Origin of the sequence: Pseudoduganella guangdongensis (assembly GCF_009857475.1) — a bacterium.
Lineage (GTDB): Bacteria > Pseudomonadota > Gammaproteobacteria > Burkholderiales > Burkholderiaceae_D > Rugamonas > Rugamonas guangdongensis.
Genome location: NZ_WWCJ01000012.1, coordinates 21,374 through 48,176, shown reverse-complemented (window position 1 = coordinate 48,176; position 26,803 = coordinate 21,374). Strand labels below are relative to the sequence as shown.

Annotated in this window: 19 protein-coding genes; 8 read left to right on the top strand and 11 right to left on the bottom strand. The window is 67.6% G+C overall.

The genetic code is table 11. The features are described from left to right. Positions 1–117: 117 nt before the first annotated feature. Entirely contained in the window at positions 118–1,080 is a 963-nt protein-coding gene (locus GTP41_RS17385) for a sensor domain-containing diguanylate cyclase (protein ID WP_229502943.1), read from the top strand. Here the strand turns inward: GTP41_RS17385 and GTP41_RS17380 are convergent. From GTP41_RS17380 to GTP41_RS17350, 7 genes are all read right to left on the bottom strand, one after another. Continuing rightward, positions 1,058–2,776 (bottom strand): DUF4214 domain-containing protein, encoded by a 1,719-nt coding sequence (locus GTP41_RS17380; RefSeq protein ID WP_161026841.1) that lies wholly within the window; start codon positions 2,774–2,776, stop codon positions 1,058–1,060. The two genes, GTP41_RS17385 and GTP41_RS17380, sit on opposite strands and share 23 nt — an antisense overlap. Before the next feature lie 33 nt (positions 2,777–2,809). Then, positions 2,810–3,715, bottom strand: coding sequence for a diguanylate cyclase domain-containing protein (locus tag GTP41_RS17375; RefSeq protein WP_161026840.1), 906 nt, complete (start codon positions 3,713–3,715; stop codon positions 2,810–2,812). Continuing rightward, a complete protein-coding gene (locus GTP41_RS17370) occupies positions 3,697–8,103 on the bottom strand; it encodes a PAS domain S-box protein (RefSeq protein ID WP_161026839.1) in 4,407 nt (1,468 codons plus the stop codon). The genes GTP41_RS17375 and GTP41_RS17370 overlap by 19 nt, the downstream gene beginning before the upstream one ends. Positions 8,104–8,238: 135 nt before the next feature. Next, on the bottom strand, positions 8,239–9,231 hold the full coding sequence (locus tag GTP41_RS17365) for a response regulator (protein WP_161026838.1): 993 nt from the start codon (positions 9,229–9,231) through the stop codon (positions 8,239–8,241). Then, positions 9,228–10,337: a hybrid sensor histidine kinase/response regulator gene (locus tag GTP41_RS17360; protein WP_161026837.1), complete on the bottom strand. Its 1,110-nt coding sequence runs from the start codon at positions 10,335–10,337 to the stop codon at positions 9,228–9,230. Before GTP41_RS17360 ends, GTP41_RS17365 begins: the two co-directional genes overlap by 4 nt. Next, on the bottom strand, positions 10,334–11,695 hold the full coding sequence (locus tag GTP41_RS17355) for a sensor histidine kinase (protein ID WP_161026836.1): 1,362 nt from the start codon (positions 11,693–11,695) through the stop codon (positions 10,334–10,336). The genes GTP41_RS17360 and GTP41_RS17355 overlap by 4 nt, the downstream gene beginning before the upstream one ends. Further along, on the bottom strand, positions 11,692–13,080 hold the full coding sequence (locus tag GTP41_RS17350) for a class I SAM-dependent methyltransferase (protein WP_161026835.1): 1,389 nt from the start codon (positions 13,078–13,080) through the stop codon (positions 11,692–11,694). Before GTP41_RS17350 ends, GTP41_RS17355 begins: the two co-directional genes overlap by 4 nt. Positions 13,081–13,264: 184 nt before the next feature. Between GTP41_RS17350 and GTP41_RS17345 the strand changes: the two genes are divergently transcribed. Further along, entirely contained in the window at positions 13,265–13,450 is a 186-nt protein-coding gene (locus GTP41_RS17345) for a hypothetical protein (protein WP_161026834.1), read from the top strand. Here GTP41_RS17345 and GTP41_RS17340 read toward each other — a convergent pair. Next, on the bottom strand, positions 13,447–14,640 hold the full coding sequence (locus GTP41_RS17340) for a glycosyltransferase family 1 protein (protein WP_161026833.1): 1,194 nt from the start codon (positions 14,638–14,640) through the stop codon (positions 13,447–13,449). The genes GTP41_RS17345 and GTP41_RS17340 overlap by 4 nt on opposite strands. 108 nt (positions 14,641–14,748) lie before the next feature. Here GTP41_RS17340 and GTP41_RS17335 point away from each other — a divergent pair, with 108 nt between their 5' ends. Together GTP41_RS17335 and GTP41_RS17330 are read left to right on the top strand one after the other, a co-directional pair. Next, positions 14,749–17,124: a sensor domain-containing diguanylate cyclase gene (locus GTP41_RS17335; protein WP_229502934.1), complete on the top strand. Its 2,376-nt coding sequence runs from the start codon at positions 14,749–14,751 to the stop codon at positions 17,122–17,124. A 160-nt stretch (positions 17,125–17,284) separates the two neighbouring features. Continuing rightward, the gene (locus tag GTP41_RS17330) at positions 17,285–18,427 is read left to right on the top strand and encodes a hypothetical protein (RefSeq protein ID WP_161026832.1); all 1,143 of its coding nucleotides are present in this window, start codon (positions 17,285–17,287) and stop codon (positions 18,425–18,427) included. On the opposite strand, the gene GTP41_RS17325 is transcribed toward GTP41_RS17330, so the two are convergent. After that, the gene (locus tag GTP41_RS17325) at positions 18,424–19,437 is read right to left on the bottom strand and encodes a helix-turn-helix domain-containing protein (protein ID WP_161026831.1); all 1,014 of its coding nucleotides are present in this window, start codon (positions 19,435–19,437) and stop codon (positions 18,424–18,426) included. The genes GTP41_RS17330 and GTP41_RS17325 overlap by 4 nt on opposite strands. Then, entirely contained in the window at positions 19,437–20,348 is a 912-nt protein-coding gene (locus GTP41_RS17320; RefSeq protein ID WP_161026830.1) for a GGDEF domain-containing protein, read from the bottom strand. Before GTP41_RS17320 ends, GTP41_RS17325 begins: the two co-directional genes overlap by 1 nt. Before the next feature lie 168 nt (positions 20,349–20,516). On the opposite strand from GTP41_RS17320, the gene GTP41_RS17315 reads away from it, so the two are divergent. The 3 genes from GTP41_RS17315 to GTP41_RS17305 are packed head-to-tail and all read left to right on the top strand — an operon-like array spanning position 20,517 to position 26,000. Further along, on the top strand, positions 20,517–23,018 hold the full coding sequence (locus tag GTP41_RS17315; protein ID WP_161026829.1) for a TonB-dependent receptor: 2,502 nt from the start codon (positions 20,517–20,519) through the stop codon (positions 23,016–23,018). Beyond that, positions 23,018–24,664: a phytase gene (locus tag GTP41_RS17310; RefSeq protein WP_229502933.1), complete on the top strand. Its 1,647-nt coding sequence runs from the start codon at positions 23,018–23,020 to the stop codon at positions 24,662–24,664. Before GTP41_RS17315 ends, GTP41_RS17310 begins: the two co-directional genes overlap by 1 nt. A 4-nt stretch (positions 24,665–24,668) precedes the next feature. Next, on the top strand, positions 24,669–26,000 hold the full coding sequence (locus tag GTP41_RS17305) for an NCS2 family permease (RefSeq protein WP_161026828.1): 1,332 nt from the start codon (positions 24,669–24,671) through the stop codon (positions 25,998–26,000). On the opposite strand, the gene GTP41_RS17300 is transcribed toward GTP41_RS17305, so the two are convergent. Continuing rightward, on the bottom strand, positions 25,985–26,236 hold the full coding sequence (locus GTP41_RS17300; RefSeq protein ID WP_161026827.1) for an ACT domain-containing protein: 252 nt from the start codon (positions 26,234–26,236) through the stop codon (positions 25,985–25,987). The two genes, GTP41_RS17305 and GTP41_RS17300, sit on opposite strands and share 16 nt — an antisense overlap. A 96-nt stretch (positions 26,237–26,332) precedes the next feature. Between GTP41_RS17300 and GTP41_RS17295 the strand changes: the two genes are divergently transcribed. Then, the gene (locus GTP41_RS17295) at positions 26,333–26,794 is read left to right on the top strand and encodes an Lrp/AsnC family transcriptional regulator (RefSeq protein ID WP_161026826.1); all 462 of its coding nucleotides are present in this window, start codon (positions 26,333–26,335) and stop codon (positions 26,792–26,794) included. The last annotated feature ends 9 nt before the right edge of the window (positions 26,795–26,803 follow it).

Genomic DNA, 26,803 nt, shown 5'->3' with positions numbered 1-26,803 from the left:
ACGGGTTTGCGCTTGGTCAACATTTGCCGGCGGCGACGGCGGCACAATCAAGTTCCAGACGCAGTGAACGATAAAGGCCGCCGCCAAATGAATAGTCTCTTCAGGATCCCACACTTGATGGACGCCTCCACGCCCGACCAGCCGCCTGGCTTTGCGTTGAAGCTGATGGAAATGCTGGTCATTCCCACGTTCGTGCTGGACGCCCAGGGCCGGGTCCTGATCTGGAACCGGGCCTGTGAGCGCCTGACCGGGGTCGCCGCCGAAGAGTTGCTCGGCACCAGTGGCCACTGGTGCGCGTTCTACGCGGTGCAGCGCCCCACCCTGGCCGACCTGGTGATTGCCGGCCGCACCGGCGAAATCCTCGACCTGTACGACGGCCAGGCGCGCCGCCCGGGCGGCGCCGGCGACCAGCTATGCGCCGAGAACTGGTGCGAGATGCCGCGCAGCGCCGGGCGCCGCTACCTGGCCGCCGACGCCAGCCCGATCTACGACAGCGACGGTCGCCTGGTGGCGGTGGTGGAAACCCTGCGCGACCTGACCGAGGAAAAGCAGGCCCAGATCGCCCTCGAGCAGCTGGCCACGCGCGACGGCCTGACCGGGCTGGCCAACCGGCGCTGCTTCGACCAGACGCTGCACGCGGAATGGCAGCGCGCCCTGCGCCAGCAGCAGCCGCTCTCGCTGTTGATGGTGGACGTCGACAACTTCAAACAATACAACGACGCCTACGGCCATGTCGGCGGCGACGAGTGCCTGAAACGCATCGCCGGCGCCGTGGCCAGCGAAATGCGCGCCAACGACCTGGTGGCGCGTTACGGCGGCGAGGAGTTCGCGGTGATCCTGCCCAACCAGTCGCTGAAAGGGGCCGCCATCGTGGCCGAGCGCATACGCTGCCGGGTGGAGGCGCTGCGCCTGCCGAACCAGGGCGCGCCCAAGCGCTTCGTCACGGTCAGCATCGGCGCCGCCACCGCGATCGCCTCGCACGAGCACCAGCCGGAGCAGCTGGTGACCACGGCCGACGCGGCCCTATACCGCGCCAAGCATATGGGACGCAACCGTATCAGCCTGCCGGGTATGGAATGAAGGTAATGCCGTTCTGGATGGAGCCGATCACCTGCGCCTGGTTCTCCGCCGATTCCGAGAAGCCGGTCAGCACCACGGAGCGCAGCACGCCCTCGTCCAGGCGTGCGGTCCACCAGTTCAAGCCTTCCAGGTCCGGCTCCCGGTGCAGGGCCTGGTGGTAGAGGAGCGTGGCGAAATCACGGTTGCTCAAGGTGCCGAACGCACCCGCGAATTCCGGACTGGTCAGGAAATTCCCAGCCACCGAGTGCAGGCTATAGCCAAGCTCAAGGGTATTGATCCAGTAGCCCAGGCCGGGCAAATCCGGCGCGCGGTTGAAAGCGGCCTGATACAGGCGGTAGGCCTGGCCGGCCGCGCCGCTGATGTCGAGCGATACGCTGGCGTCGGCGAATTGCAGCTGCTCGATATTCAGCAGCTGGTCGATGCCGCCGTTGCCGCTATTGTCAGTGACGGTATGGCCGCCGCTGGTGGCCTTGACCGTGTAATTGGCGCGTGCGCCAGCCAGCACCACCAGGTCGCGCCCGGCGCCGCCGTCAAAGGTCTCGTTGCCGACGCCGGCGCTGAAGCGGTCATTGCCGCTGGTGCCCTGCGGCGCCGTATGCAGTGCCAGGTCGGCCACCGCCACCGTGCGGTCGCTGAACGCCAGCATCTCCACGCCTTCCAGGCGGTCATTGCCTTCGCCGAACACCAGCACGCTGCCGGCGTGGCGCTGCACGATGTAGCTGGCGAAAGTGCCGCTGAACACCGCCGTGTCGCTGCCGCCGCCGCCGGAGACAATATCGTCTCCGGCACCGAGCACCACGCGGTCGAAACCGGCGCCGCCGGTGACCATGCTGCCGCTGGCGCCACTGTACACCTGGGAGCCGCCATTGCCGGCCACCGCGTTTTGTACGGTCACGCCGTACGCCAGCCCGATATTGCGGTAACCTGCCTGCGTCTCGCTGAAACCGCCGGCCCGCAGGTCGATGGTGACAAATCCGGTGCAGGCGGAGAAGTCGAAAGTGTTGTTGCCGCCGGCGTCCCAGATGCAGCGCGCAGTGGTCGAATTGCTGAAACTGTAAACGTCGTCGCCGCTGCGGTAGGACATATTCGCGCCATACAGGTGCTGCACGGCTTGGATGTCGTACAGCATGGGCGTCACGGCATAGCGCCCGGTCAGGCTGTGCACCGTCGGCTCGTTATAGGACATCTGCGTGTAGTCGCCATTGTCCTTGTCGCTCGGCAGATAGGGGCCGTCCACGCCGCCGCCGCTGCTGTCGTAATTCCCGGGATGCTTCAATCCCAGCATGTGCCCTATCTCGTGCAGCATCACGCTTGGCCCGTAGCTGCCGGGGGTGAACACCTGGTTATAGCCCGCGTCCACGTCCAGGTACATCGCCACCGCGGTGCTCCAGGATTCGGGCAGGTAGGCGTAGCCGCTGCTGCCGGACTGCTGGTTGGTGCCGAACTGCAGGGAGCCGTTGGCGTTGACCTCGACAAACGTTAGGTTGGCCACATCGGACCATAATTTGAGCGCATCGCGCACGCCCTGGCGCTGCGCCGTGGTCATCGCGGCAAAGCCGCTGCGGTCTTCATCGCTGGCGTCGCCGGGAGGCGCAAGCAGAAAGCTGTAGCTCAGCGTGCGTGGCGTGCCAGCGGTTGGGCTCCAGCTGCTGTACACCAAGGCATCAATTGCAATATTACCGGTTACGAAACTCATGGCGCGCATGTAAGAAACAGGAACCCGACCATGTTAGCACGAGCTTGCCGCCATGGCGCTACGGTTGCGTCCCGCGCGTTTGGCCTCATACAGGGCCGCGTCGGTCGCTGCCAGCATCTGGCCCGGCGTCGTCTCCAGCCGGGGGATGGCCGCCGCCAGGCCGGCGCTGATGGTGACGTGGTGCGCCACCAGCGACGCGCCATGCGGCAGCTGCAAGTCCCGGACATGCTGGCAAATCCATTCGCCGTAGCGCTGCACTTCCTCGGCCGTGGTGTTGGGCAGCAGTACCACGAACTCCTCGCCGCCGTAGCGCGCCACCAGTTCGCCCGGGCGGCGGGCGCAATCGGCCAGGGCCTGGGCCACACGGCGCAGGCACTCATCGCCTAGCTGGTGGCCATAATGATCGTTGTAAAGCTTGAAGTGGTCGACATCGACCAGGGCCAGGCCCAGCGGGGATTGCTGCCGGCGGTGGCGCGCCAGCTCCACCGCGAACTGTTCGTCGAAGGCGCGCCGGTTGTACAGGCCCGTCAGGCCATCCTTGCTGGCCAGGGTCTCCAGGCTGGCCAGCGCGGCCTGCAAGCGCAGATGGGTGCGCACGCGCGCCTGGACCACGGCGCCATTCAGGGGCTTGGTGATGAAATCGACCGCGCCGGCGTCCAGGCAGGCGATCTCGCTGTCGCTGGCGGCGCTGGCGGTGACGAAGATGACCGGGCAATGGCGCAGGTCGGGATCGGCCATGATGTGGGCGCAGACGGCGAAACCGTCCATGCTCTTCATCTCGACATCGAGCAGGATCAGTTGCGGGCGCTGGGCACGGGCGATTTCCAGGCCGGCCAGGCCGCTGGTCGCGAACAGGATGCGGGCCTGGTCGCGCAGCATGGCGCTCAAAAGGCGGATGATCTCAGGATTGTCGTCGATGATCAGGATGGTGCTTTCCATGCTTCCTCACTCAGGACTTCCAACGCGGCACTAAAGTCCAGCGCTTCGATGGCGGTTTCCAGCTGGGCGGCGGCCTGGGTGCCGTGCTGACCGGCCAACTGCTCGCGCATCTGGCGAAACTGGTTCAGCGCATCCAGGTCCTGCCGCCGCAGCATCTCGGTCAGGGTGTGGATGGCCGCCTGCAGGTCTTGCTGGACGGCCGGGGCGCCCGGCTGCTCCAGCTGCAGCCAGTGCGCGGCGGCCGCCAGCGTGGCGGCCAGCGCCTGCTGCGCATGCTCGAAGTGCGGCGCGGCGCTGGCCGGATCGGGGCTGCGCAGGGCTTTTTCGGCGTCCAGCGTGGCGTCGGAAAAGTCGCGCGCCCCGAGGCTGCCCACGCCGCCGCGCAGCGCATGCAAGGCAGCCGCCGCGGCCACGCAGTCGCCGCCTTGCCAATGGGCGCGCGCCGCATCGAACTCCGCCTGCGACTGGCGCACCACGCGGCCCACCAGGGAGACGATGTTCTGGCGCTGCGGGCTGTTGCCAATCACCGCCAGCAGCTTGCGGATGCTGAAGATGCCCGGCTGGTCGTCGGGCGCAGCTTCCAGCGCCGCTTCCGCCGCCGCGGGTGCCTCCGCGCGCGGGACGGGCGCCGCCAGGTGGGCGGCAATCGTGTTCAGCATCTGCGCATAATCGACCGGCTTGGCGATGAACCCGTTCATGCCGCATTCCAGGCAGCGCGCCTGCTCCGTCTCCAGCACGCCGGCGCTCATGGCCAGGATCGGGATGCGCAGCCCGAGCTTGCCGCGCAGGATGCGGGTGGCCTCAAAGCCGTCCATGACCGGCATCTGGACATCCATCAGCACCAGGTCGAACGCCGTGGGCTGGGCGCGCACCATCTCCACCGCCTGCTGCCCATTCTCGGCCAGCGAGACGGCAATGCCGGCCGGTTCCAGCACACCGCGTGCCACCAGCTGGTTGGTGCCATTGTCTTCCACCAGCAGGATGCGCGCGCCGCGCAAGGCCGCCAGTTGCGGCACCGCCAGCGGCGCCGCAACTGGCGCGGCGCGCTGCTGGCTCAGGCCCTGCAGCAGCAGGTGCAGAGCGCCTGGCAGCAGGGGCTTGGCCAGGGCCGCGTCCTCGCCCGCCTGCGGCGGGCGGTCCAGGCTGCGGTTCAGCGCCACCAGGGCCGTGCCGCCATAGGCGGCGGCGCCCTCCGCGTCCAGCAGGGCCGAATCGACCAGCGCCACATCCCACTCGTGCCCCGCCATGGACGGCGTCGCGGCATGGGTCTCGACCACGCAGCCCCAGCGCCGCAGCAGGCTTTCCAGGTAGCGCAAGGTCGGCACGTGGTCGTCCACCAGCAGCACCCGCAGGCTGGGCAGCGGCGCGTAGCTGTCGGCGGCGCGCTGGCGCATGGCCAGTTGCAAAGGCACCGATACCACGAATTCGCTGCCGCGCCCCGCCTCGCTGCTGACGGTGATGGTGCCGCCCATCAGCTCCACCAGTTGCCGGGTGATCGATAGGCCCAGACCCGTGCCGCCGTAGCGGCGCGCGGTCGAACTGTCGGCCTGCTCGAAAGGGTTGAACAGGCGGCCCAGTTGTTCGCCGCTCATGCCGATGCCGCTGTCGCGCACCGTCAGCTGCAGGATTTCCATGCTGCTGCCCGGCGCGCTGACGCCGATGTGCACGCACACCTCGCCCTCGGCGGTGAACTTGATGGCATTGCCGACCAGGTTGAGCGCCACCTGGCGCAGACGCTGCAGGTCGCCCACCAGGCCTTGCGGCAAGCCCGCTTCCAGCGTCAGCAACAAGTCGAGGCGCTTGCCGACACTGGCCGACTGCATGGCGGCGGCAATCGCTTCCGCCAGCTCGTCCAGCTGGAACGGCGCCGCCACGACTGCCAGCTTGCCCGCTTCAATCTTGGACAGGTCGAGGATGTCGTTCACCAGGGCCAGCAAGGCGCTGCCGGAAGCCCGGATCAGCCGCACATACTCCTGCTGCTCGGCGTTGAGCTGGGTGCGGTCCAGCAGCTGGCCAATGCCCAGCACCGCGTTCATCGGCGTGCGGATCTCGTGGCTCATATTGGCCAGGAAAGCGCTCTTGGCGCGGCTGGCTTCCTCCTGCTGCAATTCGGCCCGCTTGCGCGCCGTGATATCCAGCGCGACGATGTGGAAGCCGCGCACCTCGCCCTGGGCGCCGAGGTCGGGGATGTAGTCGGTCATGAAATGGCGCGGCCAGCCAGCGCGCTCGGTGTCCACCTCGAAGTGCACGCGCTCGCCGCGCAGGGCCGCCGCCACATGGCCGCGCACCTGTCCGTACACCGTGCCGCCCAGCACCTGTTCGATGCTGCGGCCAATCATGCCGGCCGGGTCGATCCCCATCATGGTCTGGTAGCTGCGGTTGGCGAAGCGGTACACCTCGTCGCGGTCGACATAGCCGATGGCCGCCGGGTTGTTGTCGGTCACCGCGCGCAGGAAGCGCTCCTTCTCCGCCACCGCCAGCTTGGCCTGCTCCAGCGCCGTGACATCGGCCATGGCCACCACCGCGCCCAGCCTGCTGCCGTCGGCGCCGGTCAAGGCGCTGCCATTGCACAGCAGATGGCGTTCGCTGCCGTCGGCCGCCAGGATCAGCAATTCCTCGCCCTGCACCCGCGCACCGCGCAGCGCCCGCTGCAGCAGCGAGGCCTCGCCCGGCTGGACGGCGCCGGCTGGCAGGGCGCGCGCCGCGCGGTTCGACAGCGTGGCCTCGCCTTGCGGGCCGCACGCCATGACCGCCACCTCGATGGTCTCCAGCACGGTCGAGAGCAGCAGGCGTTCCGCTTCCAGCTCCTGTTCGGTGCGCCGGCGCTGCGAGATATCGCTGACAAAGGCGGCAAACGACTGCACGCCGTCGACGGCCAGCTGGGCCAGGGTCATCTCGGCATCGAAGCGCGCGCCGTCGCGGCGCCAGCCGGTCAGCGCCACCCGTTCGCCGGTCGCCGCGTTCTCGCGGCTGCCCAGCAGCCACCACAAGTTGCCGCCGGCCTGCAGCAGCTGGTCGATATGCTTGCCCAGCACTTCCTCGCGCCGCCAGCCGAACACCTGCGCGGCGCGCGGGTTCCAGTCGGTGACCAGGCCGTCGCTGGTGAAGGCGATAAAGGCGTCCTGCGTCGCCTCCAGCAGGGTCAGCATGCGCTGCTCGCTGGAACGGACAATGGCCAGGGTGCGCTCCAGGTCCACCGTGCGGTCGGCCACGCGCTGCTCCAGCTGCGCATTGGCGCGCACCAGTTGCTGCTCCTGGCCCTGCAGCCTTTGCAGGATGGCGTTGAAGGCGCCGCGCACCGTTTCCAGTTCGCTGAAACTGCCCTGCACCGGCGGCAAGGCCGTGGCACGGCCCTGCTCCACCTCGCGCGCCGCCTGCGCCGTGTGCAGCAGGGGCCGCGTGACGGTGCGCGCCGCGCGCCAGCCCAGCAGGGAAAACAGCAAGGCCACGGCCAGGCCGGACAGCGCCACCGTCAGCTGCAGGCGGCGCACGGGCGCGAACGCGGTCGCGGCTTCCTGCCGCGTGACGATGACCCAGCCCAGGCCCGGGTAGCTGTCGTAGCCGCGCGTGCGGGCGTAGCCGACCAGGTAGCGGCGCCCATCGGCCCAGCGTTCTTCCACGAAGCCGGAGGCCTGCTCGCGCGCCAGCGCCAGGCTGGCGGCGGCCGCGGGCTGGTCCAGCAGCGCTTCCGGCCCATACAGGATCTGGCCGCTGCGCGAAACGATCAGGGTGTCGGCGGCCGCGCCCTGGGCATTCTGGTCGAACAGGTCCTGCACCTGGCGCGCCCAGTTCCAACTCAGGTGCGCGCCCAGGATGCCGGCCTGTTTGCCGGCCGCGTCGTAATAGGGGAAAGCCAGGTCGACAAAACGCATCGGCGCGCCGCCGCTGGCCGGCAGCAGCTTGGCCAGCAGCTTGGCGGCGTGCACATCGTGCACGTAGACGCCCTTGGGCGCGTCGCGCCACCAGTCGCGCGCGGAGACGTCGACGCCTTCCAGCAGGCCGCCGGTGCTGACCTGGACCTTGCCGGCGTTGTCGGTCAGGCCGATCCAGGCATACAGGGGATAGGTGCGCTGCAAATCGTCGAGGATCCGGCGTCGTTGCGCCGGGCCGTGCTGGGCGGCGGTGAATTCGCTGCGCCGCGCCAGCAGCTGGACTTCGCGGTAGCGCTCGAACATGGTGGCGTCGAGCTGGCTGGCGGCATGGCGCGCGCGCTGGGCCAGGCCCTGGCCGATGGTGCGTTTCAGCTCATCGGTCACCACCACCCCCAGCACCACCACCAGCAGCGCCGTCAGCAGCAGGGAGCTGGCTGCCAGCAGCAGCGACAGAAGCGAGCCGAGGCCAATGCGGTGTCGTAACGATGTACGCGTGACCTCCACTTGCTCTGGCATGGCAGCTCCGGTTATCCGATACACCAGTATAACCGACTCCCCAGCGAAATATTGCCCGAAAGCTCTTTTTCTGTAGGCAGTTTTACCACCAATTATTAACTAGCTTAATGCACCTGGCGGCGGTCGCGCGCCAGCTTAGAACTGCTCGACCCAGGCCGCCAGCTGCGACGGTGTCAGGGCGTTGTCGGCCTGCACCATGCGACATTCGACGGCGCTGGCGCCGCTGCTCATTTGCATGGCCGCGCCGCGCTTGCCCATCCACAGCAGGCAGGCCAGCCAGAACGCGTGCTGCGAGGAAACCGGGACGCTGGTCGGGGTTTCCAGGAACTCGGTCAGCTGCGACGCCTGCAGGAATTGCGCGCTGTCCGGGCCGGTGGCGCGGAAGGTTGGGCCGAAGGTCTCGGCCAGCAGGGCGAAGGCGTGCGCCGCTTCGGCACCGGCATAGCGCTGCTCCAGGTCGTCCAGGTGGTCACGCACGGCGCGGCCGAAGGCGGCGCTGCGGAAGGCTTCGGAGCTGATCAGGTCCGAATGGTCCAGCATCAGCCAGTCCGGTTCCGGCGGCGTCATGCCGGCGCTCAGGGCGCCCGCCAGGTAGCTCTCAACCGGCACGAAGGAGGTTTCGCCCGACAGGCTGGCCGACAAGGTGTACAGGGTGCCGATACGGCTGGCCACGGCCTGCTTCTGGCGCACCAGCAGCTTTTCACGCAGCAGCTGCGAATGCTCCTTCTGCAGCTTGGCCAGGGACAGGGCCTGTTTCAGCTCCATGCGCAAGGCGGCGATATCCCACGGCTTCTGGATATAGCGGTGGATCTGGCCCTGGTTCACCGCGTCCACGGTGTGTTCCAGCTCGGAATAGGCGGTGGTCAGGATGCGCACGATGTGCGGGTAGCGGTCCCACGCGTAGAACAACAGCTCATTGCCATAGGCGCCCGGCATGCGCTGGTCGGAGACCAGCACCGCGATCTCGTCGGCGTGCTGGTCGAGCATGCGTTTGCCCTCCTCCACCGACTCGGCCACATACACGGGCGCCAGCGAACCGAGCGCGCGCTGGAAGTATTTCAGGGCGGTCGCCTCGTCATCGACGTAGAGGATTGCCGGGGCGGCTCGTGCCGTTTCGTTCTCGATCATGCTCGTTCCTTCTCTAAATCCGGGAAATTCATGGTGACGGTGGTGGAGCAGCCCTGTTCGGACTGCACCCGCAGGTGACCGCCGAAAGACTGCATCACGCGGTTGCAGAAGATCAGGCCCCAGCCGCTGCCGCCTTCACTGCCATGCATGGACACCGGGTCCAGCAGCAGGCGGTTGAGCAGCGCCGGCGCGATGCCGGGCCCATTGTCTTCCACGATGATGTAAGGGCGGTCTGCCACGCCCACGGTAATCCTGATGCGCGCGCCGGCCTGGCCGTCCAGGGCGCGCAGCGCATTGTTCAGCAGGGAGGACAGCACCAGCGCCACGCAATTGGGCGCGGCGCGCACGGCGAAGTCGCCCTGCACCTCCAGCTGGACCGTGTCGCGCTGGCCCGGCGCGAACGGGTATACCTCGAGCAGCGCACCCACCATCTGCCGCGCCGTGCCGCCGCCAGCTCGCGCCGCCGGCACCACGCTGGCGCGCTTGACCGACTCGACAAAAGAGGACAGCACCGCCAGGCAGTAGCGCGCATTGTCGTTCATATGCGCCGCCGCATTGCCGATATCGGCTTTCAGCGGCAGGCCGTTATCTTCGGCCTGGTGGCTCACGCGGCGCTGGATATTGCGCGCGAAATTGGCAATCGTGGCCAGCGGCGTATTCAGTTCATGCGCCAGGAAAGCCACCGTTTCCTCGATCGCCAGCAGGCTTTGGCGGCGCATGGCGCGCTCGCGCGCGTTCTCGCTGGCCAGGCGCAGCGCGTCGCGCACCACGCCGGTATCGAGCGGCTTTTCCAGGATGCGGAAGATGTCGCCGCCGTTAATGGTTTCCAGCAGCACTTCCTTGTCGGCATAGGCCGTGACCAGGATGCGCACCAGGTGCGGGTAGTCGCGCTCCACCTCGCGCAGCAGTTCGCCGCCGACGCGGCCCGGCATGCGGTAGTCGGTCACCAGCACGTCGATATCGCTGCCGGGCTGGGCCAGGATTTGCAGCGCCTCGTCCACGCCGGGCGCGGTCAGCACCGCGAATTCGCTCTCCACCGCGCGCGCGAAGTACTTGCGCGCCATTTCCTCGTCGTCCACATACAGGACGGTCGCCCGCTCGCTCATTTCTCGCCCCCGGTCACGCGCGGCAAGTCAAAGGTAAACTGCGTCCATTCGCCCGGCACGCTTTCCACCGCCAACAGGCCGCCATGGCGCTGAATCACGCTGTAGCAGATGCTCAGACCCAGTCCCAGTCCCTGCCCCACTTCGCGCGTGGTGAAGAAAGGCTCGAACACGCGGCCGATGTTCTCGCGCGCGATGCCGGGGCCGTTGTCGCGCACCGTGATTTTCAGGCGCTCGCCGCGCGCTTCGGCATAGATGTCGATGGTCGGGGCCGTGGTCGCGCCCTTGCGCATGGCCAGCGCCGCATTGCTCAACAGGTTGATCAGCACGCCGATAATGGCCGCCTCGTCGCCCCGCACCAGGGTGTCCGGCTGCAAGTGGCGCTGCACCTTGACGCCCTTGATTTCGTGCCCCACCAGGCGCACCGAGGACTCCAGCGCGCGCTCGAACAGGAACTGCGCGCTCTCGTGTTCGCTGCCGGACTTGCGGTAAGCAAAAGTCTTCAGGTCGGACACGATGTACTGCACGCGCTGCATGCCCTGCTTGGCGTCCACCAGGCACTCCTTCAGCACCTCGCTGCCCTTGGCGGCCGGTTCCTCCATGGCGACGTCGATCGCCATCATGCAGAAGTTGACCGGATTGTTCACCTCGTGCAGCAGGCCCGCCGCCAGGGTGCCCAGGGCCGCCATCTTCTCCTGCTGCAGCATCTGCCCCTTGATCTCGGCCAGGCTGCGGTTATTGGCCTCCAGCTGCCGGTTCTTGTCGGCCAGTTCCGCCTTCAGCTGGAACAGGTTGAAGCGCGCCTGCTCGTTGTAATAGGTGCAGACCGCGCTGGCGGTGGCGCTGAAGGCCAGCAGCAGCGAATTGACGGCAAAGGCGCTGTCCATCGCCGCCTGGCCGGCGTGGCTATAGCAGGCCGCGGCATACAAGAGGTAGGTCAGCAAACCAAGCGCCAGGTTCTGCCACATGCGGAAGGCAAACGCGATGGCCGAGGCGAACACCGCCAGGTTCAGTCCCGCGTAGTAGATCGACTGCGCGCCTTCGGTGACAGCGATCATCCACGCGATCATGGCCTGCGGCAGCATCAGCCAGGTGAAACTCAAGGCTTCCACGTGGCGCTGGCCCCAGGGCTGGCGCATGATGCCGATAATGGCCAGGATGCCGAGCGACACCAGCACGCGCGCCAGCGCGAACTCGCCCAGGTGGGCCGGGTACAGGCTGTAATCCAGGCCCACGCCCAGCAGCACCAGGGCGATGCCGGTCCACGCGCCGCCGCGGCTAAAGCGCAGGCGGTAGGCGCGCAGGTCGCTCTCGTAAGCGGTATACAGATGCGGGCTCACTGCGGGGGCGGCGCCGGTCATGGCAGGGACGCTTCGGCGAACACATTGACGCCGGTCGGATCGACATAGGTCATCCTGTCGCGCGACTGCGGCGGCAGCAGCTGTTCCATCTTCGCCTCGTCGCGGTAAATCAGGTACCACTCCAGCAAGTGCTCCATGCCGGGACGCTCCGGATTGCTGATATGGACATTGGTCACCAGCAGGCGGCCTCCGCTGCGCATGCAGGAGGCGAAGTAGCTGAGCAGGCGGCTGCACACCTTGTCCGACAGGTAGTCGAACAGGCCGGCGCAGTACACCACATCGAAATTGCCGCCCACCTGCGGGCCGTCGGTGCGGCGCTTCAGCAGGTTGTGCACGGAATCCTGCACGAAGCGGATGTCGGGCTGGCGCGCCAGCCCGGCGCTCAGTTCGCGCAGGCGTTTGCGGGTCCACTCCAGCGTCTCATCGCTGAAATCGACCAGCTCAAACGAGAGCCAGTGCGGTTCGTCGTATTCGCGCAGGAAGCGCTGGATTTCCTGGGCCGGGCCGCAGCCCACGTTCAGCACGCGGAACGGGCGGCCGATGCGGCGCGCCTCGTCGGCGTGGCGCTTCAGGAAGGCCACCAACACGTCGATACGGTTGCGGTGCGCCACCGCCACCGCGGTCTGCAAGAAGGCCGCGTTGACGATCTGGAAATAGGTGCTTGGGCCCTGGCGCGGATCGCCCAGGATCTGGTTCACCATCTCATAGTCGCCGGCATAGCCGAGTGGTTTGCTGAAGGTGCGGAACACAAATGGCGCGCGCAGGATCAGCGGGTGCAGGGCGCCCTGGGCGAAGGAGCGGTGGGCGGCGGAGGCTTCCTGCTCCACCATCCCGGCCTCGCGGTTCAGCTCATCGAAGTAGCGGCGCACGCGCAGGATCAGCGGCTCGGCCAGCTCGCTGAAGACGTCGGCGCGCAGGCGGCCGCCTTCCTTGGGCAGGGAATCGGACAGGTCCACCTGCTCCACCCAGCGCGCCACCTCGGTCAGGTAGGCGCGTGTTTCATTCACGGCGATCTGGTAATCGCGCCGGATGCGGAACCGGTCGTCCCAGTCCAGCACGAACTTGCTCGCTTCGCGCCCGACCGCACCGGGCCGCATCACAACTTCGCTCAGTTCGCGCCACTCATCGATCAGGGTCACCGACACCACCGCCGTCAAACCGGTGTTGACCATGCTGATCACCACCGCCTTGCCAATATAGGCGCTGGCCGTGCCCATGCGCACGGTCAGCTCGCTGAGTACTTCGCTGACCTGGACGATGGAGTAGGGGTTATAGACTTCCATCACCAGCGACTTGCGCTGGAGATTCACAATGGTGCCGCGTACCGCCTCACCCTGCGTGTTCAGGAAACTGACGACCGGATCGATTTGCGCCTGTGAATACACTGTGCTGAACTTAAATGGTTGCCGTAGATTAAGATGAGTGTACGCACTTGTAGAGGAAATCGCAATATTTCATTCGGTAGAACAGAACTTTCCGGAATCCAGCGGCCGCGTGCGCTAAAGTGAACTGCCGCACCGACAATAAAACTGTTCTGCGCGAAACTGCCATCAAGTAATGGAGACCATAATGGATCAGTCGCGCACACCCACCCCGGCCGACATGGAACGGGCCGCATTCCATGAACAGTTCCTGCGCACTTTTGCCGACCCCCGCTTCGACGGACTGCACGACGCCGTCGCCGCGCTGGAAGAACTGGCCTGGCGCCAGTATTGCGAGCGCCAGCAAGCGCCGTCCAGAAGCAGCGGCGCCTAGGCCGCCGGCAACAGGGCTTCCAGCCGGGCCACCACGCGTTCGGCCAACTGCGCATGCGAAAAACCGGCATAACGCTGGGCCACCTGGCGCGCCGCCAGCAGGGTGCGGCCGTCCATCAGTAAGCTGCGCACCACGCTGCGCCAGTCCACCGCGCCCGGGAAGCGGCCGCCATTGATGGCGATCCCCGCCGCCTCCAGCCGCTGCGCCAGCAGATAGCGCTCCAGCTGGGTCGGCAAGAGCAGCATCGGCACCGCCGCCAGCATGGCATGCGTCACCGTCCCCTCCCCGCCCTGGCTCACGCACAGGCGCGCCTCGGCCAGCGCGGCAGCCAGGTCGACCGGCCCGCGCGCCCAGGCCAGGCTGGTGGCGTGCACCGGCGGCACCGCGCCCGCCGCCACTTCCGGCTGGTAGCAGAGCACGCGGCAGCCCTCCATGACCAGGGCATGCAGCACCGCCACATGGGCCGGATGCTCCTGGCGCAGGTAAACAAACACCTTGTGCCCCTGGCCCGGCGGCCACTGCGGCGGCGCGCCCGGCGGCGTGACAAAGGCCGGGCCCAGCCAATGCTCGCTGGCAGCCGGCCGCGCGTAATGGTCCAGCTCCGGCCAGGCGCACAGCAGGTGCTGCTGGCCGAGCAAGGCATCGGCCGCCGAAACATAGGGCACGCCGCCATGGTGTACCAGCAGGGCATTCATCACTTTCAGCACATGCCGTTCAGCAGCGGCCAGGCACGCCAGGTCGACCGGCTCCCACGGGCGGAAATTGGGAATCGGCTGGCCGGCGGGCGGCAAGGTGAAAGCCGCGCCCAGCGCTGCCGCGGGGAGATCCAGGCTACGCGCCGCCAGCAGGGCCGTGGGCGCGAACTCCGCCACCAGTACATCCGGCTTCAGCAAGCCGAGCGCCGCGCGCCAGCCGCGCAGCAAGCCATCCAGCGCCTGCGGCTCCTGGTAGCCGGCGCCCAACATGATCTCGGCCAGGCTGGCCGCATTCTGCGCGCCGGCGTTCAGCAACACCGGCGCCTGCAACAAGGGCACCTCCAGATCGCCCAACAGGCGCCGCGCCAGCACCAGGTCGCGCACCGACAGGCTCACGGCATGGCCGCGCGCCAGCAAAGCCTGCGCCACGATACGCAAGCGCCCCGCATGGGCGGCGTCACCGCCCAACTCCCAAGCCAGGTGGAAATGCGCCATGGATCAGTGCACCCGGCTAACTGCCATTGTATTTTTCACATTATTTCCAGAGAATAAGCCGCATGGGATTTTAGAACACACTGGCAAGCAGGTGTGCAATACTAGGCCATGACCCAAACCCGATGGCTGCCCCAGAGCTTGCGCGCGCGCATGACCTGCGTGGTGATCGCCTTCGTGCTGGCCGCCACCACGGTGCTGACCTGGCTGGCGCTGTCGATGGCGGAACGTGATATGAAGGCCGTGATCGGCCAACAACAGTTCAGCCTGCTTTCCCTGGCCGCCGCCCATATCGACGAGCAGCTTGCCGCCAAGCGCTTGCTGCTGGCATCGATTGCCGAGGCCGTGCCGCCTGGCCAGCGTAATGCCGACGGCCTGCGCGCCGCCATAGAGCGGCACGCTGCGGCGGCCGCCGAGTTCGCCAACGTGGCCGCCTTCGACGCCAGCGGCCAATACCTGGCCAGCCTGCGGCCGCCGAGCCAGCCCAACCCCAATGTGGCCGACCGCAACTATTTCGAGCAAACCATGGCGCAAAAGCGCGGCATCATCTCGCCCCCGGTGCGCGGCCGCGTCTCCAACCTGCCGGTGGTAGCACTGACCCACCCCATCATCGACAGCGGCGGCGACGTGCAGACCGTGCTGGTAGGCAGCATCGACTTGTTGAACTCCGACTTTTTCCACCATTTCAACACCATGAAGCCTGGCAAGACGGGATTCATGTTCATCATGACCACCGAGGGCATCCTGGTCAACCACCCCAACAAGGCGCGCCTGCTGGAACACATCAACGCCCGCCCCGGCCTCAACCTCGGCACCCAGCGCGCACTGGACGGCTTCGAGGGCTGGATGGAAGCCACCAATAAAGACGGCGTGGACGGCATCTATTCCTATAAGCGGCTGAACGCCACCAACTGGATCGTCGCCGTGCGCTACCCGACCGACGAAGCCTTCGCCCCCATGGCCCAGATGCGGCGGCAAGCCGTGCTGGCCGCCAGCGGTTTCGCCGCCGTGGCCGGCCTGCTCAGCTGGTGGATGGTCAAGGTGCTGCTGTCGCCACTGCAGAAATTGCGCAACAACCTGCTGGCGATCCGCACGCGCGGCGGCGACATCCGCCTGCTGCGCAGCAGCGGCCGCGACGAGGTCGCCGAACTGAGCGAGGCGCTCTACGAGCTCACCGCCGAGCGCCAGGCGGCGCAGGACCGGCTGGCCGAAAGCGAGAAACGGGCGCGCGTGATTGCCGACAACATCCCGGCCCTGGTGGCCTATATCGACCGCGACCTGCGCTACCGCTTTACCAACGAGCACTACCAGTTCCTGCTGGGCCAAGACCCGCGCGCCATGATCGGCAAGCGTATCGACGAAGTCTTCGGCCCCGCCATGCTGGCGCGCTGGCAGGACTGCATCGACCTGGTGCTGGACGGGCGCCGCATCCACATCGAACGCGCCGGCGATGAACTCGAGCGCTACCTGCACTTGATGGCCGAGCTGGTCCCCGACTGCGCGCCCGACGGTACGGTGCAGGGCTTCTACCTGATGTGCACCGACATCACCGAACGCAAAACCGCCGAGCTGGCCCAGGCCGCCAGCGAAAAGCGCCTGCGCCTGATCGCCGACCACCTGCCTGTGATGATCAGCGCCATCGACCCCGCACATGTCCTACAGTTCGGCAATGCCACCTACCGCCGCTGGCTCGATATCGACCCCGACACCCTGCCCGGCCGCCCGATTGCCAGCGTCATGGGCCAGGCCGCCTACGCCGAAGCCCGCCCGGCGCTCGAACAAGCCTTCGCCGGCACCGTGACCGAATTCGAATCGAGCGCCCGCCTGCACGGCGAATTGCGCGTGCTGGAAACCACGTTCGTGCCCGACGTGCGCAAGGACGGCAGCGTGCCCTTCGTCTATGCCCTGACGGGCGACGTCACCCGCAGCCGAGAAGTGGAAGCCGAGCTGCTGCGCCAGGCCCGGCGCGACCCGCTGACCGGCATCCCCAACCGGCGCCTGTTCGAGGATGTGCTGGACCAGGCGATTGAGCGTGTGCGGCGCCAGGAATACCAGCTGGCCCTGGCCTACCTCGATATCGACAACTTCAAGCACATCAACGACAGCCTGGGCCACGCCGCCGGCGACGAAGTGCTGAAAGAATTCGCCCTGCGCCTGGCTGGCCATGTGCGCGCCACCGACACCGTGGCGCGCCTGGCGGGCGACGAGTTCGTGATCGTCTTCGAGAATATCCGCCACCCCGGCGAGGTGCAACTGCTGGCCGAGAAGGTGATGGCCGCCGTCGCCCCCGACTTCCACGTGCTCGGCGCCCCGCTGCGCGTCACCACCAGCATCGGCATCGCCCTGTATGCCGGCGGCAGCGAAACCGCCGGCGGCCTGATCGGCCGCGCCGACATGGCCCTGTACGACACCAAACGGCGCGGCCGCAACGGCTTCACCATCGACAGCGGGCAAGGCTTGCCGGAAGCGGTGGATACGCAGCGATGAAACTACGCAACTGATCCATCGACATCCGGTCAAGCATGGGCCGCGATACTGTATAGTTTTCAAGGCGGCCAATTCTATACAAGCTTGTAAGACTGCTCCGACACAGGGACGCGTTGCTCTCTGCTAGGAAACCCACAACTGCCCTTGGATACTAGTTGCCATGCTGACCACTTCTCCACTCAGCCGCAACAGCCAGCCCGGCGCTGGCGGACCGTCGCGGCAACTGTATATGCTATTGCGCGAAGCGCCCAACCGCGCCGAAGCGGTGGCCTACCTGCAACGCCGCCTGGCCGAAGCGGCGGCCCTGCCGCCAGCCTGGAGCGGCGGCCTGGCCGGCCTTGAGGACTGGCACGAGCTGCGGGCCCGCAGCCGCGCCGAAGAATTCCGCCTCTACCTTGCCAGCCGCGCGGAAGGCGCGCCGCGCCGCCATTTCGCCACGCTGGCGCAGGCGCGGCGCTTCCTGTGCGTCCAGGCGCCGGCCTTGCTGGCGGAGGGTGCCTGGCTGCATAGCGTGCTGGATCACTGGCGCCAGCCCACCTACATGCCGCTGGTGAAGCTCTACCTGGACTACCTGGGCAAGGGTGTGCCGGCGGCCAACCATGTGGCACAAGTACAGCACGCACTTTCGGCGCAAGCGTGCAGCAACTGGCAGGAGCTGGAGGATGGCAGCTACGTGCAGGCGGCCATCCGCCTGGCGCTGGCCTGCGCCGGCGAGCGCTATTTTCCGGAGCTGCTCGGCTACCAGCTGGCGGTGCCCGACCAGCCAGCGGCGCAGCCCTCGGTCCTGCACGAGTGGGGCGAACTGGGCATCGTGCTGGCGCCCCCGTTGCCCGATGGCGTGGTGCTGACGGCGCTGCGCACCATGCTGGGAAGTGTGTCGGACCGGCCGGATTTCCTGCAACGGCTGGAGCTCGGGCATGCCCTCGGCCGGCTCGGCCTGCAAACTGTCCCCGTCACGCCGGGCGTTGACGCGGCCCAGGACGAGGCGGTCGACAACGGTAAAGTCATGGCGGTGGTCGTTGCACCGGTACAGGGCTCGGCACCCGGCGCCAGCGCTAGCGGCGTGCCGGGCGCGGGGGAGGTGGCGGCGCGCGGCATTTTGCGTCACGACTTCCCGCCCGACGAACATGCGTGGGAAATCATCACCAGCGACCTGGGGCTGTTGGAAGCGCAGATCGCCGCTTGCGCGAGCAAGGCGCAGGCCATGACCATGCTGGCGCGGCATATGGGGCCGGCGGTGCACCACCAGCCGCTCGGATTGATGGCGGCGCGCGTGTACTCGCAGCTGTTCGCGCTGGGCTAGGTAGCCAATTCGGCGCGCAGCAAAGCCGGCGTCAGGCCGGTCCAGCGCTTGAAGGAGCGGCGAAAGTTGGCGGCGTCGTGGAAGCCAAGGTAGTCGGCCACGGTGTCGTTGTCGGCTTGCCGGGTGCGGAACAGGTAAAGCGCGACGTGGGTGCGCACCTGGTCGAGTTCAGCGAGGAAGGTGGTGCCGCAGCGTGCCAGGTGGCGCTTGAGCGTGGCCGGGCTGATGCCAAAGGCGGCGCTGGCGCTTTCCAATGTCGGGTTGCAGCGCACTTGCGCCAGCAGATGGTCGTACAGCGCGTCGAGCAGGCTGGGGGCGGGTTCGGGCTGGCCGCTGGCGCCGGCCAGTGCGGCGGCGACGCGGGCGGCATCGGCGCCGGGCCAGGGCTGCCGCGCGCTGGCCGCGTCCAGCAGCATGGCGTCCAGCTGGCAGTCGAAGCGCAATTGCGCGCCGAGATGGACTTCGTGCTGTTCCACATGGCGCGGGCGGGCGCGGTTGAAACAGAAGCTCCACGCCAGGCGCGTGCCGCCCAGCCAGCGCGCCAGCGCCACCACCGCAGTCATATGCATCTCCACCAGGGCCGGGCGCAGGCTGGGCGCACCATGGCTGTCGGTCCAGTACAGCACCACCTGGCCATCCGCACTGTGCAGGCGCGGCCGCAGCAGCGGCAGCAGGCGGCCGGGGTGCGCGCACAGGATTTCCAGCGCCTCCAGCAGGCAGCCGGCATGGCGCAGCGCGGCGGCGAGCGCGGCATCGGCGCCGGGCAGCATCTGCTGGCCGAGCATGAAGCTGGTGTCGGCGCTCTCCAGCTGACGCAGCACATTGGCCAGCAGCTGCAGGTGCTGCGCGGGACTGATGCGCCAGCCGGGCGCGGGCGGCGAACCGTCGCCCGGCAGGCCGCTGCCGCGCGCCAGGGCGGCTGGCAGCGCGTCGGCCTGCAGTGCGTAGTCCAGCATTTGCCAAGGCGCACTGGCGGCGATCGTTTCCTCGTCGGGCAATGCGTAACGCATCAGGCGGGGTCCGCGTGCGGCGCCGCGACCGTGGCCGCGCGCGGCATGGCCCCGCCTTCGAGCGCAGCGGAGACACGCGCCAGCAGGCTGTCGGCCTCCCCTTGCGCGGGCGTGCAGGCGTAGCGCAGGGTGACCGGCAGCGCGCCGTGCGGGCCGTGGTGGCGCATCATCGCCACCATCGTGCACAGGTGCTGCGCCAGCTGGCGCGCCGCGTGGTCGTCCATGCCCGGCAGCAGCAAGGCGAAACGGTCGCCGGCATAGCGGCACAGCAAATCCTCATTGCGCAGGTTCAGCAGCAGCATGTGGCCGACCGCCTGCAGCACCCGGTCGCCCTCGCGCTGCCCGTGCGCGCGGTTGATGCGGTGGAAGCCGTCGATATCGAGCATCACCAGCGCGCACTGGCCGCCCGGGTCGCGTTCTTGCTCCAGGCCGATCTGGTGGCGCAGGTAGGCCGCGTCGGCCAGTTGCGTAACGCGGTCGAAAGCGCGGTGCTGGCGGAACAGGCGTTCACGCTTGGCTAGATGGTCGTTGACCAGGAATTGCTCGTGGCGCCAGTAATAGATACCGGCGGTCAGCACCAGCATGCCAAATGGCAGCAGCGCCTCCAGCCAGTTGTCCCAGGCAGCGCCCTTGTCGATGCGGAAGAACTCATCCAGGCAATCGGCCCAGGAGCCCAGCATGACGGCGGCCAGGCCGCCAGCCAGCAGGCGCGTCACCAGGCCGCCGGGGCGGCTGCTCAGGGTCATCACGAACCACAGGCCGGCGACCAGCGCCATGCCGCCTTCGGCCAGAATATCCATCCAATGCCAGTCGGCTGCGGGTTTGGGGGTGCCCGCGCCGGCATACAGCAGCAGGCAGGCCAGCACGGCCAGGGCGGCCGCGGCAAGGGAGTGTCGGTGAAGGTTCAGCATAACCGGGCAGCTTAGCGGCGGCTTATGACCGTGGTGTTACAGCGGGATTCCTGCGTCCCCGGCGCGGGCCGGGGCGCGCCGGGTCATTTCGGCTCACCTCGGCGTAACCGGCTTGTCATGCACGGTTCCCATACTGCGCTGCATTCCTCCACTCCCGTCTACACAATAATGAAGACTCAACTGACCTCCCTCGCCGCTGCGGCACTCGCGCTGGCGCATGGCGGCGCCGCCCTGGCTGCCGACGCCCCCGACGCCAGCCTGGCCGCCACCAGCGTTGTCATCACCGGCCAGCGCGCCGTGCTGGCCAAGTCGATTGCCGCCCAGGACAAGGCCGACAACATCCGGAATGTGCTCAGCAGCGACGATATCGGCAACCTGCCGGACAAGAACGCCGCCGAAGCGCTGGCGCGCATGCCGGGCGTCTCCGTGCAGCGCGACCAGGGCGAGGGGCGCTACGTCACCGTGCGCGGCCTGGGACCGGACCTGAACGCGGTCACCATCAACGGCGCACTGGTGCCCTCGCCCGAAGCCAGCCGCCGCGCCGTGGCGCTGGACGTGCTGCCGGCGGGCCTGGTGCGTTCGCTGGAAGTGAGCAAAACCCTGCTGCCGGAGCAGGACGCCAACTCGCTGGGCGGCACGGTGGAAGTCAAATCGCTGTCCGCCTTCGACCTGCCCGGCTCGCTGCTGTCGGTGCACGGCGCCGTGTCGCGCGACCAGAACACGCAGCAGGACAGCCCAAACGCCGGCCTGCTGTGGGCCAGCCGCTTTGGCGGCGGCAAGTTCGGCGTGGCCCTTGGCCTGAGCGGCGAGAAGCGCAAGTTCGGCTCCGACAACGTGGAAACCGGCGGCGCCTGGGACGGCGAGCGCCTGGGCGGCGTCGAGCTGCGCGACTACCTGCCGGTGCGCGAACGGCGCGCCGCCGCCCTCAACCTCGACTACCGCCCGCAAGCCGGCAACAGCTGGTTCCTGCGCAGCTTCCTGAGCCGCTTCAGCGATGACGAGGTGCGCGACCGCCTCACCGTCAGCAACGTCAGCGGCGGCACTCTGACCGAAGGCACGCCGGCCAGCGCGCGCCTGGAACGCCGCCTGCGCCAGCGCAAATACACGCAGGAAGTGCAATCGCTGGTGCTGGGCACCCAGCAAAAGCTCGGCGACTGGCAGTTGGACGCCCAGGCCGGCCGCAGCAAGGCCGACGAAGACACGCCGGAAGCCCTGAATGACGGCCGTTTCCGCGGCAATGCCAACTTCCCGGGCATCAGCTTCACCAACGGCCAGCGCCCGGCCCTGCAGGCGCCGGCCAGCGCCTACGACCCGGCCAGCTACAGCCTGAACGCGATCACCCTGCAACAGCGCTACTCGGAAGACACCGAACACCACCTGCGCCTGGACCTGGCGCATGAATTCGCGCTGGGCGAATTGCGCTCGCATATGAAATTCGGCGCCAAGACCAGTCGCCGCGAAAAGAGCAACGACACCAACCAGTGGAGCTACAGCGCCAAGGCGGTCGGCGGCGCGCTCTCGATGGCCGGCTTTGTGCAAGGGCACGAGCTGGACTACCCGTTCGGCCGCATCGGCGCCGCCCTCGACCCCGCGGCCATACGCGCCCGCGTGGCGGGCCTCGACCGCGCCGCCGCGCGCCTGGCGACGGAATCGGCCATCAACGACTTCACGCTGCACGAGGATATTGACGCCGCCTACTTCCAGAACACCGTCTCGCAAGACGACTGGCGCCTGCTGGCCGGCGTACGCGCCGAACACACCGCGTTCGAGGCGCACGGCGTACGCGCCAGCGGCAGCAGCATCACCCCGCTCGAGCGCAAGCGCTCCTACACCAACTGGCTGCCTTCGCTGCAACTGCGCTATGACGTGGACCGCGACACCAGCCTGCGCGCCGCCTGGACGCATTCCGTGGTGCGCGCCAACTTTAGCCAGCTGGCGCCCGGCATCGCCCTGGCCAGCGCCACCGAAGCCACCATCGGCAATCCCGACCTGGCCCCGCTCAAATCGCACAATTTCGACCTGGGCGCGGAACGCATGATCGGCGGCGACGGCGCCGTGTCGGCCTACCTGTTCTATAAGGACATCAAGAACTTCACCTACACCACCAACCTGGCCGGCAGCGGGCAGTGGGCCGGCTACACCAGCGCCACCACTTACGCCAATGGCGACATGGCCAAGGTCAAGGGCATCGAGCTGTCCTGGCAGCAGCCGCTGCGCATGCTGCCCGCGCCTTTCAACGGCCTGCTGGTGGGCGTGAACGGCGCACTGACCGATTCGCGCGCCAACGTGGCGCGCTACGACAGCAAAGCCGGCGCCATGGTGGCGCGCCGCATCGCCATGCCTGGCCAGTCCGACCGCGTGATGAACCTGATGCTCGGCTACGAGGCCGGCCCGGTCAGTACGCGCGTCGCCCTGAACTACAAGTCGCCCTACCTGCTCGAACTTGGCGCCGATATCCTGAACGGCAGCCAGGACCGCATGGTCGACACCCAGAAACAGGTCGACTTCTCGCTGGCCTGGCATATCAGCAAAGCCGTGCAGCTGAACTTCGACGTGGCGAACGTGAACAATGAAAAATACTACGTCTACCAAGGCGTCAAAGCGCACAATGCGCAATATGAACAATATGGCCGCACCTATAAACTGGGCCTGAAAGCGAGCTTCTTCTGATGATGCGCCTGTCAATAGTCCCCCTGCTGCTGGCCTGCAGCCTGCCGGCAACGGCACTTGAAGCGATCGCCCTGCCGCAAGGCGCCAGCCTGTCCACCGACAAGCGCGGCCTGCTGCTGCGCGGCGCCGACGGTGCCGAGCGCGCCCGCCTGCCGCTGCGCGCCCGCCACCTGGATTACCGCGACGGCACCGCCCTGGTGGTGGACGCCAACACCGAACGCGCCATCGCGGTCAGCGTCGATGCCGCTGGCGGCACGCTCGCGGCGCGCGCCGTGATCGACGGCGCCGCCGTCGCGCCCGACGCCGCCTGCCTGCACCAGGACGCGCAAGGCCTGCTGCACGCCTTCCTGGTCGGGAAGGACGGCCAGGCGGAGCAATGGCTGCTAGCGACGGGCGGCAAGCCGCAGCTGGTGCGCAAGCTTGCCCTGCCGCCGCACAGCAACGCCTGCCTGGTGCACGACGCCAGCGCCACCCTGGTGGTGAACGAGGAAGGCTTCGGCGCCTGGGCCTACAACGCCGACGCCGAAGCAGCGCCCGAGCGGCGCGCCCTGGCCCTGCGCAAGCCCTACGGCAAGCTGGTGTCGGCGCCGGAAACGTTGGCGCCCGCCGCCCAGGGCGTGGCGCTGGTCGACCACAAACGCCAGACCATGCAAACCATTGCGCTGCGGCGCGACCTGCCGCCGGCAGTCGTGCTGCAGCCGCTGGTGCAGACCGAAACCATGCCGCGCATGGGCGACGCCGCCGACGACCCGGCCATCTGGGCCGACCGCCAGCGTCCCGGCCAGGGCCGCGTGCTGGGCACCAACAAGAAGCAAGGCTTGCATGTGTACGACCTGCAAGGCAAAGAGCTGCAACTGCTGGAATCGGGACGCCTGAACAACGTCGACCTGCGCCAGGACGTGCTGCTGGACGGGCAGCGCTTCGACCTGGCCATGGCCACCCAGCGCGACGACAACGCGCTGGTGCTGTACACCATCGACAGCGCCGGCACGGTGGCGGAGGCGGCACGCTTCCCCACCCCGCTGGAGCGCATCTACGGCATCTGCCTGTACCAGCCGGCCGGCGGCGGCCTGCAAGCCTTCGTCAACGACAAGGACGGCAGCTTCCTGCAGTACCGCATCGCGCATGGCGGCGGCGCCTTCAGCGCCAGCCTGGTGCGCCGCTTCAAGCTGGGCAGCCAGCCCGAAGGCTGCGTAGCGGACGACCGCAACGGCCGCCTGTTCGCAGGCGAGGAGAAACGCGGCGTGTGGAGCCTGGACGCGCGCGCCGAAGCCAAGGCCGAACCGCGCCTGGTGCTGCCGCTCGGCGCCCACCTGCGCGCCGACGTGGAAGGCATGGCGCTGTACCACGGCGCCCAGGCCAGCTACCTGCTGGTCTCCAGCCAGGGCAGCAACAGCTACCTGGTGGCCGACGCCGCACCGCCGCACCGCATCCGCGGCAGCTTCCGCATCGGTTTCAATAGCGCCGCGGGCATCGACGGCGCCTCCGAGACCGACGGCCTGGATGTCAGCGCCGCCAACCTTGGCGGCCGCTTCGCGCGCGGCATGCTGGTGGTGCAGGACGGGTACAAGCGCCTGCCGGACGGCGCCCAGAACTTCAAGTATGTGGCGTGGGACGACATCGCCCGCGCACTGGACTTGCCGTGATGGTATGCTCCCCGGAAGAACAATCCGGGGAGTTCTCGTGTCTATTGCAGAAAAACTATTCAAACTCAAAGAAGCCGGCAGTGATGTGCGCACCGAGGTGGTGGCAGGCTTCACCACCTTCCTCACCATGGCCTACATCATCTTCGTCAACCCCGCCATCCTGGGCGATGCGGGCATGCCGAAAGACGCCGTCTTCGTCGCCACCTGCCTGGCCGCTGCGCTCGGTACGATCATCATGGGCCTGTACGCCAATTACCCGATTGGCATGGCGCCCGGCATGGGCCTGAACGCCTACTTCGCCTACGCCGTGGTGCTGGGCATGGGCATCGCGTGGCCGGTGGCGCTGGGCGCCGTCTTCATCTCCGGCTGCCTGTTCCTGCTGGTCAGCGTGCTGGGCCTGCGCGAAGCCATTGTCAACGGCATACCCCGTTCGCTGCGGATCTCCATCACCGTCGGGCTCGGGCTATTCCTCGGCCTGATCGCGCTGAAAGGCGCCGGCATCGTCACCGCCAACCCGAACACCATGGTGGCCGTGGGCGACCTGCACAAGGCGCCCGCCCTGCTGGCCATCGTCGGCTTCCTGCTGATCGTCACGCTGGACCGGCTGAAGGTCAAAGGCGCCATCCTGATCGGCATCATGCTGGTCACGGTGCTCAGCTTCTTCTTTGGCGGGAACACCTTCAAAGGCGTGTTCTCGGCGCCGCCGTCGCTGGACGCGACCTGGTTCAAGCTGGATGTGCCGGGCGCGCTGGGCGTGGGCGTGCTGAACGTGGTGCTGGTGTTCTTCCTGGTCGAACTGTTCGACGCCACCGGCACCCTGATGGGCGTGGCGGGCCGCGCCGGCCTGCTGGTGAGCGGCAAGATGGAGCGCCTGAACAAGGCCCTCTTGGCCGACAGCACCGCCATCGTCGCCGGTTCCGTGCTCGGCACGTCGAGCACCACCGCCTACCTGGAAAGCGCCTCCGGCGTGCAGGCGGGCGGGCGCACCGGCCTGACCGCACTGGTGGTGGCGCTGCTGTTCCTGGCGGCCCTGTTCATCGCCCCGCTGGCCGGCGTGGTGCCGGCTTACGCCACCGCGCCGGCGCTGCTGTACGTGGCCTGCCTGATGCTGCGCGACCTGGGCGATATCGAATGGGGCGAAACCACGGAGAGCATCCCGGCCGCCATCACCGCCCTGCTGATCCCCTTCACCTTCTCCATCGCGCACGGCATCGCCTTCGGCTTCATCACCTACGCCGCGCTCAAGCTGCTGACGGGCCGTTTCCGCGAAGTCAAGCCGATCGTGTGGGTGATCGCGCTCACCTTCGGCTTCAAATACGCCTATATCGGGGCCTGAACCCGTATCTTCAGCACGCCGATCAGGTTACACAGGCGCATGCGCGCCAGCACGAGGGCATCTTCGCCCTCGGCTGCCACATCCAGGTCCAGGTTCATGCCATGTACGCCGGGCGCCATGCGCATGGCGTGCAGTTGTACGCCGCCGCGGCGCAAGGTGGCCAGCACGGCTTCGGCGGCATCCATGGCGGCAGTGCGCTCCAGGCGCAGGCGGAAAGTTCTTTGTTCGGTATCCATGAGGGAGATTATCCGGCTACCTGGCCGGAATAGGCATCCAAAGTTTGCCTTGATTTGCATGTAGAATAGAAGAATCTTCTTCCTAAAGCGCAAATCATGGAACACATCGACGAACTAGACCGGAAAATCCTGCGCGAATTACGGCGCGACGGCCGTTTAAGCAACACCAAGCTGGCGGAAAAGGTCGGGCTATCGACCACGCCCTGCTGGAACCGAGTGCGCGCCATGGAAGAGCGCGGCGTGATCGAAGGCTACACCGCCTTGCTAAATCAACAAGCACTGGGCTTACCGGACACGGTCATCATCGAAGTCACACTGGACCGGCACGACGACGACATGCTGCACCGCTTCGGCGAGGCGCTGGCCGAGCTGCCGGAAGTGATGGAAGCCTACCTGCTGACCGGCGACTACGACTACCTGATCAAGGTGGCGGTGGCCGGCACGGCGGGCTATGAGGAGTTTTTGCGGCGCAAGCTGTACAAGCTGCCCGGCATCCGCCACAGCCGCTCCACATTCGTGCTGCGGTGTCTCAAACGGGCACATTCTGTCGAGCCCTGATAGAATTTA